This window comes from Ideonella sp., from assembly GCF_036277275.1.
Classification (GTDB): Bacteria; Pseudomonadota; Gammaproteobacteria; order Burkholderiales; family Burkholderiaceae_C; genus Ideonella.
Genome location: NZ_DASUNH010000010.1, coordinates 25,194 through 38,617 on the forward strand (window position 1 = coordinate 25,194; position 13,424 = coordinate 38,617).

Below are 13,424 nucleotides of genomic sequence, written 5' to 3' on the forward strand. Positions count from 1 at the left end.
CAGGCAACGGTGTTGGAGCGGTGCACATGGACGCGGAACTGGTCGGTGCAACAGAGGGCCCATCGGGGGCGCACAGCGGCCCACCACGCGACAGCGCGCGCGCCTGGTTCGAGCGCCTGCTGGCGGGCGCCGACATCCGCGTCGGCGGCGATCGGCCGTGGGACCTGCAGCTGCTGGACCCCGACGTGCCCGAGCGGGTGCTGGCCCAGGGCACGCTCGGTCTCGGTGAAAGCTACATGGACGGGCATTGGGCCGCGGAGCGGCTCGACCAGTTCTTCGACAAGCTGGTGCAGGCGCAGACGTCGCGCAGCGGCCGTCCGATCGCGTTGGCGGCCAAACCGCCGCTGTGGCATCTGCTGAAGGCCCGCCTGCTGAACCTGCAGACGCAGTCACGCGCCTGGCAGGTCGGGCAACAGCACTACGACCTCGGCAACGACTTTTACGCTGCGATGCTCGACCCGCGCATGACCTACACCTGCGCCTACTGGGGCGGTGGGGCCGAGACGCTGGATGAGGCGCAAGAGGCCAAGCTCGAGCTCGTCTGCCGCAAGCTGATGCTGCAGCCCGGCATGCGGGTGTTGGACATCGGCTGCGGCTGGGGCAGTCTCATGAAGTACGCCGCCGAACGCTTTGGCGTGCAGTGCGTTGGCGTCACCGTGTCGGCCGAGCAGGTGGCGCTCGGGCGCGAGCTGTGCGCCGGCCTGCCGATCGAGTTCAGGCTGCAGGACTATCGCGGGCTGATCGACAAGGTCGACGAGCTGGGCGGCCATTTCGACCGCGTAGTCAGCCTGGGGATGTTCGAGCATGTCGGCCACAAGAACTACGCCGCGTTCATGCGGGTGGCCGAAACCGCGCTGAAGCCCGACGGGCTGTTCCTGCTGCACACGATCGGCCGCAACGAGCATGGCAACGGCACCGACCCGTGGATCGACAGGTACATCTTCCCCAACGGGGAGCTGCCGACGATCGCCCGCATCGGCCGGGTCTGCGAGCGGCGTTTCGTCGTCGAAGACCTGCACAACTTCGGCGCCGATTACGACCGCACGCTGATGAGCTGGCATGCGAACGTCGAGGCTGCGTGGCCGCGGTTTGCCGAGACGCTGGGAGAGCGGTTCCGCCGCATGTGGACCTACTACCTGCTGTCGTGCGCCGGTGCCTTCCGGGCCCGCGACATCCAGCTGTGGCAGTGGGTGTTGTCACCACGTGGGGTGCCGGGCGGCTATCACCGCCCGGCGTGACGCGGGCCCCCACGGCCCCTCCCGGGGCCTGCCTTGCAGGCCGCGCCGTGCCAGAGGCTCGGCCCTTCGGCAGGCATGAACAGCCCTCAGGACTGTTCATGTCCGGCCTCAGCCCCCCGAGGGGATCCACGCCACTTGAACGGGACGGCGCTGCGCGCGTCCGACTGGGTCAGGTCTAGCGAATGCTGACCGTGCCGCGTTTCCACTGGGGATCTTGATAGCGTTGGAAGGCGGCCAGGATTTGCGGCGTGCTGGCGAACTTGTCGGTTGTCAGCGTGGGCAGCTTGGCGACTTCGAAGCGGCGGTTCCAGCGGCCCTCGGTGCGGGCCTCGCGGGCCAGCAGCAGCTTTGGCTCGGCGCCCGGCGCATAACCGGCGTATTCGACGTAGCCGCTGTCGGCGCCCATCGGGTTGCCCGGCGCAGGCGGGAGCACGTCGATCACCCAGCCCTGTTCGGCATCCTGAGTCAACGAAGGGCCGCTCCCGAGTTGACTCGCCCCCGTGGGGGGCGGCGGCTGGATTCCAGCCGCCTGGGGGCTGACCTTTCTGACCACCCACAGTTCGCGCCACGTGGCCAGCGGCTGCACGGCCACCGTCAGCAACGACGCGCTCGGGTCCGCCGTGGTGGAGTTCATCCAAACCACACCCCAGGTGCAGCGGCGCAGCAGCGGCTTCTTCGCATCGTGCTGGGCATCCACCAGCAGCAGGCAGGTTTCGCCCGGCTCACCGGCTTGCGTGACCAGCGTCGGGCGGCGGCTGATGTCGGGCGTGCCCACCGGTGCCGGCGAGGCGGCCCAACGCGAAGCACCCACGCGGATCGCCGCGTCGTTGTATTCGGCCTGGTCTTCCTCGGCCAGCTCGGTCGAACGTACACCCGCCAGTTCATCGACCGCCCGTTGTCCGGCTGCCTGCGCGGCTTCACCGCGGCGTGCCTGCGCGAATGCCAGCGACGACCAGACGCCCGCACGGCGCAACCGCAACTTGTTCTTCGTCCACTCCGGCAGCGACGCAAACGCGCTGGTCGGCAGCTTGTCGAGAAGCTCGGCACGCCAGCGGTCGTTGGCCTCACGCTCGGTCGGCTTGAGGGCCGGGTCGACGCAGTCGTGCCGCGTCAGTCCGAGCACCGCACGGGCCTGCTGCGCGGGCGTGGCTTGCGGCATCGCCAGCACGCGGCGCCAGGCGTCACCGTCGTAGCAGAGCTGCACGACGCCATCGCGCTCGAAGTTGACCCACCGCACGCCGTAGGCGCCAACACCATCGAGGTGCGCGGACAGCGTGGTACTGGGCGTCGTGTTGCGCGACGACGCGCGCCGCGCCAGCCGCTCGGCCATCGTGCCGATCGCATCGAAGGCCTCCGGGCCGATGTCGCGGGCCGGCGCTGCCTTCAGGTAGGCCGCGGCGTAGGCGATACCCAGCGACTCCGAACCCGGCGTGTCCTTGACGAAGCGCAGCACCGCGAGCAGCTCGGGTGCATCGGCCTCCTTCGCATCGGTGCCGCGCACCTGGGTGGCCTTCACATAGCCACCGCGTTCGCGCTTGTGATCCCACACCTGCAGGTAGCCCAGGCGCTCACCGCGCACTTCGAGGGCGTCGCCGGGCCACAGCTGGGCCTGGGCGGGCGCGCTGTCGGTCGGCGAAGCGCGCAACGGCGTGGCATCTTGCGTGACGAGCGCGAGGCTCGACAGGGCGGCAACGGCAGCGGTCGTGATCATCATCGGCTCCTGGTCGATCTCGTCATTGCTCTTGCGAGTCGTCTTGCCATCCGTCTTGCGATTGGCCGGTGTTCGCCGGTAGCGTGGCCTTGGCCTGCGTGCCCAGCAGCGCCCCGCCGATGAAGCCACCATCGGCCGGCGGCGGCGCGATGATCACCTGCACCTTGTCCGACAGCTTGTCGGCCAGCGTCTTCTGGATCAGCAGCGGGTGGCGGGTGATCAGCGCGCCCTCGCGCGCCATCTGCTCGCTGTTGGCCTGGCCGACCTTCTGCAGGCGATAGGCCTCGGCATCGGCCAGCTTCTGGCGCGAGTCGGCTTCACCCTGCGCTTCGATGCGGCGGGCCTGGGCGCTGGCTTCGGCGCCCTTCACGCGGGCCTGCTTCTCGGCCTCGGCTTCGAGCTGGCGCTGCTCGATCTGCTTCTGCTTGAACGGCAGCACGTGCTTCATCGCCTCTTCCTGCGCCTTCGCGGCGATCACCTGCTCTTTCGCGGCGGCTTCGGCCTGCTTCTCGCGGCGCACGCTCTCGGCCTGCGCTTCGAGCGCGGTCTGCTCGACCTGTTTCTCCTTCAGCACCAGCGTGTAGCGCATCTTCTCGGTGGCCAGCTCCTCGGCCAGCAGGCGGTCCATGCCGCGGCGGTAGTCTTCCGGCAGATCGATCTTGCCGAGCGTGATGCCCTTCAGCAGCACACCGTCGGCGGCCAGGCGCGGCTTCAGCTCGGTCTCGATCGCCTGCTGCAGCTCGGCGCGCTTGCTCGAGAAGATCTCGCGCACCGTGTAGCGCGCCATCACCTTGTAGATCACGCCGTTGATGGCCGGCTGCACGATGTCCGCGCCCAGGTCGTTCGGCAGGTTGCCGGCGACGCTGCTCACGCGGGTCGGGTCCAGCGCGTAGCGCACCGACAGGTCGACACCCAGCGACAGGCCTTCGACCGACTGGAACGGCGACTCGCCATCGGCGCGCAGGCTGCCCTGCGGCCGATAGACCTGGTCACGCAGCGGCAGCGTGCGCAGCGTGTGCAGGCCGGGCAGCACGATCGCGCTGCCTTCGCGCAGCTCGGTGGTGCTACCGGTCAGGCGGTTCGAGCGCACGCCGACTTCGCCGTGCTCGATGCTGGCCAGCGGCGGGTTCTTCCACAGCACGTAGGCCGAGGCGATCGCCAGGCCGGCGACCAGCAGCACGGTGCGCGACGAGTGCAGCGTGCGGGCGCCGCTGCCGACGCCGCGGCGCAAGGCCACGCTGGTGGCGCGGGCCATCCGCGTCAGGCGGGTCTTCCAGGTCGGGGCCGGCTCAGGGGCTTCGTAGGTGCTGGGCTGGTCGTCGTCGCGGGTGGTGTCGTCTTGCATGGTGTCCTCGTCGTTGTCTCGTGGCGCCGTTGCGTTCTTCGCTTGGCATGGCGCCCATTCTTCGAATTCACCGCAGAGCAAGCGAGAGCGACGCGCACCCAGTTCGCACCGGCTTGTGAAGGCTGCCGCCCGGGTCCGGAAGAAACCTTCACACCGGCCGGGAAGGGCCGTCGGGATAATCCCGCCCAGCAGGACCAGACGGGAGCGAACGATGGTGAAAGTGGCCGTGATCGAGGACGACCAGCCGACCAGCCAACAGCTGTGCGGCTGGATCGCGGCGGCGCGCCCGGGCATCCAGATCGACACCTGGTTCACCCGCGACGAGGCTGAAGCCGCGCTGGAACGCGAGCGCTATGACCTGGTGATGCTCGACATCGAGCTCGGCCGCGAGCGCAACGCCGGCGTGGCGATCATCAACGCGATCAACAAGCGCCATGCCGGCACGCCGGTGCTGGTGGTCTCGGCGATGCCCGCGGCCATCTACCGCAGCATCATGAAGGCGCTCGACGCGTGGGACTACCTGCAGAAGACGACCTTCGACGAGGCCGACTTCGTCGAGACCTTCCTCGACATCCTGCGTGCCACCAAAGACAAGGCGCCCGCCGTTGCCCCTGCCGCGCCACGCGAAGAGCTGCTGCTCGACCCGCTGCGCCAGGGTGCTGCGATCTGGCGCGGCCAACGCGTGAACCTGCCGCTGACGGCGCAGCGCATCCTCGCGGCGCTGTACCAACGGCGTGGCGAGGTGGTCAGCTATGAAGACCTCTACCAGGTCGTCAAGAGCGGTCGCAACCGCGACAACATCCGCAAGCACGTCAGCACGATCCGCGACGCGTTCCGCGACATCGATCCGTCGTTCGATGGCATTGCCAACGTGCCGATGCGCGGGTTCCGTTGGGAACCGTGATGCAGTGGACGAACCGCCTGCCCGATGTGCAGGCGCTGCTGCCCACCCGCATCCCGCTGCGCCTGCGGGTCTTCTTCCGCGGCGTGTTCGTGCTGCTGGCGCTGGCCACCGTGGCGCTCGCCGGCTTCGTGCTGCGTGAAGAGAAGGAGCTGGGCCTGCGTGCCTACCGCGAGGGCTTTGCGAAGACCAAAGAGCAGATCGTCTCGCGGCTGCGTCACCCCACCGGCCAGCTGGCACTGCTGAACCCCGACGCGCGGGGCACGGCGGTGACGCCGCTGCATCCAGTCGTGCTGCCGTTCTCGGCGATCGATTTCGACGACAAGGCCAAGGTGCAGCAGGCGGTCGAGATGGCCGGCTGCGGCGTGCAATACGGCGACGGCGCGACGCTGTGCGTGGCGATCGGCAGCAACCCGCTCGCGGGGGGCTTCATCTACGCCGTGGGCGGCTTCGCGACCGGCGAGCTGGTGCCCAAGCCGCCCGGTGTGCGTGACCTCAACGCCGCGCACCGCGTGCGCGTCGAGGTGGCGATGCGTGGCCAGACCTGGCGCTGGTTGGCGCCGTACGAAATGGAGCCCCCGAACTTGCCGCGACGCGGCAGGCCCCCCGAGGGGGCAAAGGAAGCTAGGGAGCGGCCCGTCGCTTCCTTCGGCGGGCCAGACACCACCGGTGCGCAGCGCGGCCGCCTGACCGGCTTCGCCGAAGAAGCCGACGGCACGCTGGCGCTCAAGCCCGTGCGCGACTTCCGCGGCTGGCTCTGGCAGGACGCACGCTGCGTCGATGGCCAGACCGGCGACGACTGCCCGCGCCGCGCGTTCTACTCGGTGCGCCTGCCGATCGAACTGTTCCGTGACGAGCTGCAGACCAAACGCAGCCAGATCGTCTGGCCGCCGGCCGACCTGAACCGCATCCTGATCCATCTGCAGGTGCTGGCGCCCAGCGGCGCGACGCTGTTCGACAGCAACCAGCCCGACGCGACACCGCCCTTCGGCCTGGCCGATCTGCAGCCCATCCTGTTGCCCGGCGAGACGCTGCGGCTGGCCAAGGCCGGTGCGCAAGGCGATACCGAGCTCGCGCTGCTGCAGGGCAATGAGGTGTCGGGTGTGGCCGAGCCTTCGTGGTGGGACCGCTTCACCGCGCAACTGATCCGCCGTCTCGAGGTTGAAGGCTACGAGCAGCCGCTGGTTGCGCAGGACACGATCGCGACGCCGCTCGGCCGCTACGAGCTGACGCTGACCGGCGACGTGCGCAGCGTCAACCGCACGCTCGGCCGCGTCGCAGCGCGCGTCGGCTGGATCGTCGTCGCGATGCTCGCGGCGATCGTGCTCGCGTGGGTGGCGATCGAGCTGCGCATCGTGCGCCGCATCACGCTGCTGACCAAGCGCGCGGCTGCGGTGCGGCACGGGGTGCAGAGCCTGAAGGGTGGAGCTGACGACGAGATCCGCCTCGATGTGGCCGATCTGCGCGGCAGCGACGAGTTGGGTCTCTTGGCCGGTACGCTCGCCGAGCTGCTGGAACGCGTCAACGACGACGTGCGCCGCGAACAGATCCGCACTGCGCAGGAGCGCGAGCAGTGGCACGCGGTGGGTCACGAGATCATGTCGCCGCTGCAAAGCCTGCTGGCGCTGCACCCGGGTGACACCGACCCCAGCCACCGCTACCTTCGCCGCATGCAGCAGGCGGTTCGCGTGCTCTACGGCCAGGCCTCACCCACCGAGGCCTTCGAGGCGACGACGCTGGCGGTGAACGCGCTGGACATCGATGAGTTCCTGCGCCACGTGGCCGACAACGCGCCGCACGCTGGCATCAGCGACGTGTGCTACACCAGCGCCGGCGCGCCCTGCCTGGTGCGTGGCGATGAGTATTCGCTCGAAGACGTGGTGACCCACGTGCTGCGCAATGCCGAGCGCTACCGCCCCGCGGGCACACCGATCCAGCTGACGCTCGCGACGGTCGACGCGGGTGTCGAAGTCACCATCCACAACCAGGGCCCGCCGATCCCCGACGAACTGGTCGGCCGGATCTTCGAATACGGCGTGTCCGACGCCGCCGGCGAGCCGAGCGCCGACCCCGCGCACCGCGGCCAGGGCCTGTTCGTCGTGCGCACCTACATGGCCAAGATGGGAGGCACCGTGGAAGCGCGCAACGAGCCCGAAGGTGGGGTCAGTTTCGTGCTGCGCTTGGCGCGGGCTTGACGGCCATGGCCGGCAGGCGCGGCCGAATGGATGCAAAATCCCCTTTCCTACCCCGTGTCCCACCTCATGACCCGCATTCCCCCGATCAGCGAAGACCGCATGCTCGATGCCGAGGCTCGGTTCCCCGAGCTGGCGGCGCGGGCCGGCCGCGCGGCCCACGAACGGGCGTTGAAGAACACCGGTCGCGTCGTGATGAAGAAGGCCGGACGAGCATCGAGCAGTCAACTGGTCGAGTTGCGCGCGGACGGCTCTGAGCACGTGATCAAGGCGCTGCCCGCCGACACGCCGGTGCAACCGGGCTTGGTGCTCAAGCGCAAAAAGGCGACGCCCGTTCCGCGGTGACCGCTGATCCGCCCCTGCGCTCGCAGGCGAGGCTTCGGGTGTTCGCCGGGCCGAATGGCTCGGGCAAGAGCACGATCCACACCGAGTTGCGACCCGAGTGGATCGGTGTCTACGTGAACGCAGACGACATCGAGAAGGCGCTCGCGGTGCGAGGCCAGCTTGAGTTGGCCGACTTCGAGTTGGACGGCACGGACGGTGCCCTCCAGCGCAGGTTTTCGGCCATCGTGAACTCGTCAGGGTTGTTGACGAGCGCAGGGTTGGCTGGCGTGGCCGATCGTGTCACTTGGGTGAGCGGTGCGCTGCAGGTCCCGCAGGCCGACGTCAACTCGTACCTCGCTTCGGTGACGGCGGACTTCATTCGCCGCGAGTTGCTGAGCCAAGGTGCCTCGTTCACCTTCGAAACGGTCATGTCGTCGCCGGACAAAGTGGCCTTCATGCGTGAAGCTCAGGCGCAGGGCTACCGGACGTACCTGTATTTCGTGGCCACCGGTGATCCGACGATCAATATCGAGCGGGTGCGGCTGCGCGTCAGCGAGGGCGGTCACGCGGTGCCCGATGACAAGGTGGTCCAGCGCTACCACCGGTCGATCGAATTGCTGGATGAAGCCTGCGGCGCAGCCAACCGGGCCTACATCTTCGACAACTCTGGCGCGGCACACGAACTGATCGCCGAGGTCACCAACGGCGAGTCGCTCGAGGTGCGCACCGCAGCGATGCCGGCTTGGTTCGTCGCCACGTCGCTGTGGCGCTCGTTCCAGGACTGAGACCCCGCGCAGACGGACGGCGTCAGGGCGCTGCCACCCGCGGGTCGAACTTCGCGCGCTTCAGTGCGAAATAGGTCTTCACGTTGCGCACGTTCGCGTCCTGCGTGAACAGGCGCTGCGTGAAGGCATGGAACGCGGACATGTCGGCGGCCCAGGCGATGAGCACGAAATCCGGCCCGGGTGAGACACGCCAGCACTGTTGCACCGCCGGGTCGGCCACCGCGCGCGCTTCGAACGCCGCCTGAAGCTCATCGCCCTGGCGGTCGAGCGTGATCTCGCAGATCGCGCTCAGGCCGCGGCCGGCGAAGCGGGGCGAGAGCAGGGCGGTGAAGCGCTCGATCACCCCGATCTCGCGCAGGCGCTTGACCCGCCGCAACGCAGTGGCTGGCGAGACGTGCGCGGCTTCGGCCAGCGCGTGGTTCGTCAGGCTGGCGTCGGCTTGCAGAAGGTCCAGCAGGCGCCAGTCGACGACGTCGAGCGTGATCGAATCCATCGAATCATTGTCCACGGAGAAGGATTATTTCATGTTGCCGAGTCGTGTACTGAATATGCCATTCGTGGCTCCACTTTGAAAGCATCTTTCTAGTGCGCGGGCCTACGATGCCACCCATACCGCTCGTCCTCAGCCCCGAGCCCGTTCGCCCTGAGCTTGTCGAAGGGCGCGCACCCGCAGAGCCCAACCGTTCCGCCTGAGCCTGTCGAAGGCCCAAGCCCCGTCACCAGAAAGACCACACCATGTGCGGCATCGTCGGCGCGGTCAGCGCCCAGAACATCGTCCCCATCCTCGTTCAGGGCCTGCAGCGGCTCGAATACCGCGGCTACGACTCCTGCGGCGTCGCGGTCCATCAAGACGGCGCGCTTCGCCGCAGCCGCTCGACCGAGCGTGTGGCCGATCTGCTGGCGCAGGTGCAGCACGACAACGTGGCCAGCGGCACCGGCATCGCCCACACGCGCTGGGCCACGCACGGTGCGCCGGCGGTGCACAACGCGCACCCGCACTTCTCGCGCGACCGCATTGCCCTCGTCCATAACGGCATCATCGAGAACCACGACGAGCTGCGCGACGAACTGAAGGCCAAGGGCTATGTGTTCGAGAGCCAGACCGACACCGAAGTCATCGCGCACCTGGTGCACCATCACTACGACGGCGACCTGTTCGACGCGGTGCAGCGCACCGTGCTGCGGCTGAAAGGCGCCTACGCGATCGCCGTCTTCAGCCGCGACGAGCCGCACCGCGTGGTCGGCGCGCGCGAAGGCTCGCCGCTGGTGCTCGGTGTCGACGAAGCCAGCGGTGCGCGTTACCTCGCTTCCGACGCGATGGCGCTGGCCGGCGTGACCGACCGCATCGCCTACCTCGAAGAAGGCGATGTCGTCGACCTGCAGCTCGGCAAACACTGGGTGAGCGCGCGCGATGCGAGCGGCCAGTTCCGCCCGGTGACGCGCGAGGTGAAGACGGTGCACGTGGCCAGCGGCGCGGCCGAGCTTGGCCCCTACCGCCACTACATGCAGAAGGAGATCTTCGAGCAGCCGCGCGCGATCGCCGACACGCTCGAAGGCGTGCACGGCATCACGCCCGAGCTGTTCGGCGACGGCGCCTACCGCGTGTTCAAGGAAGTCGACCGCGTGCTGATCCTCGCGTGCGGCACCAGCTACTACGCCGGCTCGACCGCCAAGTACTGGCTGGAGAGCATTGCCAAGATCAAGACGGATGTCGAGATCGCCAGCGAGTACCGCTACCGCGACAGCGTGCCCGACCCGCGCACGCTGGTCGTCACCATCAGCCAGAGCGGCGAGACGGCCGACACGTTGGCCGCGCTGAAACACGCCCGCTCGCTGGGCATGCAGCACACGCTGACGATCTGCAACGTGGGCACCAGCGCGATGGTGCGCGAATGCTCGCTGGCCTACATCACGCGCGCCGGCGTCGAAGTCGGCGTGGCCAGCACCAAGGCCTTCACGACGCAACTCGCTGCACTCTTTCTGCTGACGCTTTCACTCGCGCAAGTGCGCGGCCACCTGACCGATGAAGAAGAAGCCGCGCACCTGAAGGCGATGCGCCACTTGCCCGTGGCGCTGCAAGCTGTGCTCGCGCTCGAGCCACAGGTCGTCAGCTGGGCCGAGGCTTTCGCCCGCAAAGAGAACGCGCTCTTCCTCGGCCGCGGCCTGCACTACCCGATTGCGCTCGAAGGTGCGCTGAAGCTCAAGGAGATCAGCTACATCCACGCCGAGGCCTACCCGGCTGGCGAGCTGAAGCACGGCCCGCTCGCGCTCGTCACCGCCGAGATGCCCGTCGTCACCGTGGCGCCGCACGACGCGCTGCTCGAAAAGCTCAAGAGCAACATGCAGGAGGTGCGCGCGCGCAAGGGCGAGTTGTTCGTCTTCGCCGATGCCGACAGCCGCATCACCGCCGACGAAGGCCTGCACGTCATCCGCATGCCCGAGCACTACGGCGCGCTGTCGCCGATCCTGCATGTGGTACCGCTGCAGTTGCTGGCCTATCACACGGCATGCGCAAGAGGGACGGATGTCGACAAGCCGCGCAATCTGGCCAAGAGCGTCACGGTCGAATGACCGTGTCGCTCTTGGCGGCACGCTGTTCGCTGCCATCAATGTCTGAGACGCGCCATTAAAGTCGGAGACATCCTCCCGTGTTGGTAGGCGGCCGCTTCGGTATCAGCTAGCCTCGCCTTCATGAAGATCGATACAACCGACTCCCCGCGTGAAGAGGACGAGGCTTTCGTTGTCGCCCAAACGCGCGCCTTCAACGAGGCATTTACCACCAACGACGTGCGCCCGCTGTGCAGCTTCGCGCGTGGCCCTGACGGTGCGATCGTCGGTGGACTGACAGCGAAGACGTACTGGAACTATCTCGATATCGCCTTCCTCTGGGTGGACGAATCGCATCGGGGCGCTGGCATAGGGCAGCAACTGGTCCAGTCCGCCGAGGCAGAAGCCTTTCGTCGAGGTTGCCGGTTCGCGCTGCTGGACACCTTCAGCTTTCAGGCGCGCCCTTTTTACGAACGCCTTGGCTACAGGCAGTTTGGGCAGCTCACGGGCTTCCCGGGCGGTCACGTTAGGCATTACATGACGAAAGAACTTGGGCGGCCTGAACTGACGCTGCATGCCATAACGTCTCAGACATCGCGCTAGAGACGCGCCGCTCAAGCTCGCATCCAATGGTCGAAGTCTCAGACTTTTGCCGCGAAATGCCGGTTGGCCGCACCAGGCAGAACTTCTCAGACTTCAGTCGCCGGGAACACACGCACGCATGGCGTGCCCGCGCCTGCGGCACGCAGATTGCGCGGCTTGCGGCTGACGCTCACATCGCCACGGCGATGTGAAGGCGCGGTAGCGCCGGGCGGCTGCCACAACCCAGAACGCTCGCCAAGAGCGTCACGGTCGAATGACCGTGGGGCTTTTCCGGCACGCCGTTGACGGCCCGGCGCCATAGGCGCGCGAGGTCTCGATGCTCCGCGGCCGAATCACCCCTTGCCCTTTGTGGGTCACACCCTCATATGATGGCAGTTACCCAGTGCAACGAAAGTGCGCGTGAAACGAATTCTGATGACTCTGTGCGTGGCCGTCGCTGGTCTCGGTTTTGTGGCTGTCGACGCCGAGGCCGGCCGACTCGGTGGAGGCCGTACGTCGGGGATGAAGCGCCAGGCACCCGAGCCGCAGCCCGCCCAACCCGTTCCGGCCAAGCCGGCCGCGACGCCCGGAACCACTGCTCCCGCAGCCGCGGCCGCACCCGCCACCCCGCCGAAGCGTTCGTGGATGGGGCCGCTGGCCGGCATCGCGGCGGGGCTGGGCCTGGCCGCCCTGATGAGCCATCTCGGCATGGGCGCCGAGTTCGGCAGCCTGCTGACCATGGTGTTGTTCGCGGTGGCAGCCGTCTTCCTGGTGCGGTTCCTGCTGCGGCGTTTCGGGCCCAGTGCGGCGAACCGCCACGCCATGTCGGCGCCGCATAGCATGCAGTACGCCGGGGCCGGATCTTCGGGTGACCACGGCCGGCCAGAGCGGGCGCCGGCGTTCGGTTCGGGCAGCACTGCCCAAAGTGCCTCCCCGACGAGTCTTTCGGTGACACCGGCGGCCGTGGCAGGCAGCAGCCTGCCCCCGGGCTTCGATGGCCCGGCCTTCGAACGCATTGCCAAGCTGATCTTCATTCGAATGCAGGCTGCCAACGATGCCGGCAACCTGGACGACCTGCGCCAGTTCGCCACGCCCGAGATGTTCGCTACCTTCCGGCTCGAGTTGCAAGACCGCAAGGGCAACACCCAGCAGACCGACGTCGTGCAGCTCGATGCGCAGGTGCTCGATTTCGCCCAGGAAGCCGAACGCCAAATTGTCAGCGTGCGATTCCACGGGCTGATCCGCGAAGAGAAAGAAGCATCGGCGGCACCGTTCGATGAAGTCTGGCATCTCGTGAAGCCGGTCGACGGCAGCCGCGAATGGGCCATCGCCGGGATCGCGCAGTCGGGCGCCTCGGCCTAACTGGCCCCACGCCTGCGTGGGCATCAGTGCGCACCGGGTCTTGCCTCGGCGGTGCGGCGCCTTCAGTGTGTGTCCCGTCCCGGCGGCTCCTTGCACGTCGCTGGTGTGCCGTAGACCACGAAGGCGCTGCCCCTTCACCTTCACCCGCCCGGGGCCACCGTTGTCAGCAGCGACCGATGGCGTGACGCAGCAGCGCCCCATCTCCGGCACGTCGGATTCTTCCAGCGACTCGTCTGAAGCGCTGCCATCGCCGGCATGCAGGCTGACCGCTCACTTTTCAGGCTCCGCACACTTCAGGAGGGCCCATGTTTGACCACGTCAAATTCGGAGTCAGCGACTTCGCCGCGAGCAAGGCGTTTTTCCTCAAGGCTCTGGCGCCGCTCGGCGTCACCGTGGTTTCGGAAGGGGAGCCAGCCTACGGAGTCGAGCTCGCCGCC

General features: G+C 67.9%; 11 protein-coding genes and 1 pseudogene. 9 read left to right on the forward strand and 3 right to left on the reverse strand.

All coding sequences use genetic code 11. The annotated features are described in order from the left end of the window. Positions 1-26 precede the first annotated feature (26 nt). The gene (gene cfa / locus VFY73_RS02645) at positions 27-1,238 is read left to right on the forward strand and encodes a cyclopropane fatty acyl phospholipid synthase (protein WP_329716360.1); all 1,212 of its coding nucleotides are present in this window, start codon (positions 27-29) and stop codon (positions 1,236-1,238) included. A gap of 175 nt (positions 1,239-1,413) precedes the next feature. Here cfa and VFY73_RS02650 read toward each other — a convergent pair whose 3' ends face one another. Both VFY73_RS02650 and VFY73_RS02655 read right to left on the reverse strand, forming a co-directional pair. Then, complete coding sequence (locus VFY73_RS02650) at positions 1,414-2,949, reverse strand: hypothetical protein (protein WP_329716361.1); 1,536 nt, start codon at positions 2,947-2,949, stop codon at positions 1,414-1,416. A gap of 22 nt (positions 2,950-2,971) precedes the next feature. Next, entirely contained in the window at positions 2,972-4,204 is a 1,233-nt protein-coding gene (locus tag VFY73_RS02655) for a prohibitin family protein (RefSeq protein WP_329716371.1), read from the reverse strand. Between the two features lie 301 nt (positions 4,205-4,505). On the opposite strand from VFY73_RS02655, the gene VFY73_RS02660 reads away from it, so the two are divergent. The 4 genes from VFY73_RS02660 to VFY73_RS02675 all read left to right on the forward strand — a co-directional run bounded on the left by VFY73_RS02660 (position 4,506) and on the right by VFY73_RS02675 (position 8,496). After that, the gene (locus VFY73_RS02660; RefSeq protein WP_329716362.1) at positions 4,506-5,198 is read left to right on the forward strand and encodes a response regulator transcription factor; all 693 of its coding nucleotides are present in this window, start codon (positions 4,506-4,508) and stop codon (positions 5,196-5,198) included. Further along, entirely contained in the window at positions 5,198-7,390 is a 2,193-nt protein-coding gene (locus VFY73_RS02665; RefSeq protein ID WP_329716363.1) for a HAMP domain-containing sensor histidine kinase, read from the forward strand. The genes VFY73_RS02660 and VFY73_RS02665 overlap by 1 nt, the downstream gene beginning before the upstream one ends. A gap of 66 nt (positions 7,391-7,456) precedes the next feature. Next, positions 7,457-7,732, forward strand: coding sequence for a hypothetical protein (locus VFY73_RS02670; RefSeq protein WP_329716364.1), 276 nt, complete (start codon positions 7,457-7,459; stop codon positions 7,730-7,732). Beyond that, positions 7,729-8,496: a zeta toxin family protein gene (locus VFY73_RS02675; RefSeq protein ID WP_329716365.1), complete on the forward strand. Its 768-nt coding sequence runs from the start codon at positions 7,729-7,731 to the stop codon at positions 8,494-8,496. The genes VFY73_RS02670 and VFY73_RS02675 overlap by 4 nt, the downstream gene beginning before the upstream one ends. Positions 8,497-8,518: 22 nt before the next feature. Here the strand turns inward: VFY73_RS02675 and VFY73_RS02680 are convergent, their stop codons facing one another. Beyond that, positions 8,519-8,989, reverse strand: a complete 471-nt coding sequence (locus tag VFY73_RS02680) for an Lrp/AsnC family transcriptional regulator (RefSeq protein WP_329716366.1) — start codon at positions 8,987-8,989, stop codon at positions 8,519-8,521. 242 nt (positions 8,990-9,231) lie between these two features. Here VFY73_RS02680 and glmS point away from each other — a divergent pair, with 242 nt between their 5' ends. The 4 genes and pseudogenes from glmS to VFY73_RS02700 all read left to right on the forward strand — a co-directional run. After that, complete coding sequence (glmS, locus tag VFY73_RS02685) at positions 9,232-11,067, forward strand: glutamine--fructose-6-phosphate transaminase (isomerizing) (RefSeq protein ID WP_329716367.1); 1,836 nt, start codon at positions 9,232-9,234, stop codon at positions 11,065-11,067. A 120-nt stretch (positions 11,068-11,187) separates the two neighbouring features. Beyond that, complete coding sequence (locus tag VFY73_RS02690; protein ID WP_329716368.1) at positions 11,188-11,646, forward strand: GNAT family N-acetyltransferase; 459 nt, start codon at positions 11,188-11,190, stop codon at positions 11,644-11,646. Positions 11,647-12,045: 399 nt separating this feature from the next. Continuing rightward, complete coding sequence (locus VFY73_RS02695) at positions 12,046-12,987, forward strand: Tim44 domain-containing protein (protein ID WP_329716369.1); 942 nt, start codon at positions 12,046-12,048, stop codon at positions 12,985-12,987. 305 nt (positions 12,988-13,292) lie between these two features. Further along, a pseudogene (locus VFY73_RS02700) lies at positions 13,293-13,424 on the forward strand (VOC family protein); the annotation flags it as partial.

Coding starts and splice junctions, on each gene's coding strand:
- cfa (WP_329716360.1), top strand. CDS start 27: ATGGACGCGGAACTGGTCGGTGCAACAGAGGGCCCATCGGGGGCGCAC.
- VFY73_RS02650 (WP_329716361.1), bottom strand. CDS start 2,949: ATGATCACGACCGCTGCCGTTGCCGCCCTGTCGAGCCTCGCGCTCGTC.
- VFY73_RS02655 (WP_329716371.1), bottom strand. CDS start 4,204: ATGGCCCGCGCCACCAGCGTGGCCTTGCGCCGCGGCGTCGGCAGCGGC.
- VFY73_RS02660 (WP_329716362.1), top strand. CDS start 4,506: ATGGTGAAAGTGGCCGTGATCGAGGACGACCAGCCGACCAGCCAACAG.
- VFY73_RS02665 (WP_329716363.1), top strand. CDS start 5,198: ATGCAGTGGACGAACCGCCTGCCCGATGTGCAGGCGCTGCTGCCCACC.
- VFY73_RS02670 (WP_329716364.1), top strand. CDS start 7,457: ATGACCCGCATTCCCCCGATCAGCGAAGACCGCATGCTCGATGCCGAG.
- VFY73_RS02680 (WP_329716366.1), bottom strand. CDS start 8,989: ATGGATTCGATCACGCTCGACGTCGTCGACTGGCGCCTGCTGGACCTT.
- glmS (WP_329716367.1), top strand. CDS start 9,232: ATGTGCGGCATCGTCGGCGCGGTCAGCGCCCAGAACATCGTCCCCATC.
- VFY73_RS02690 (WP_329716368.1), top strand. CDS start 11,188: ATGAAGATCGATACAACCGACTCCCCGCGTGAAGAGGACGAGGCTTTC.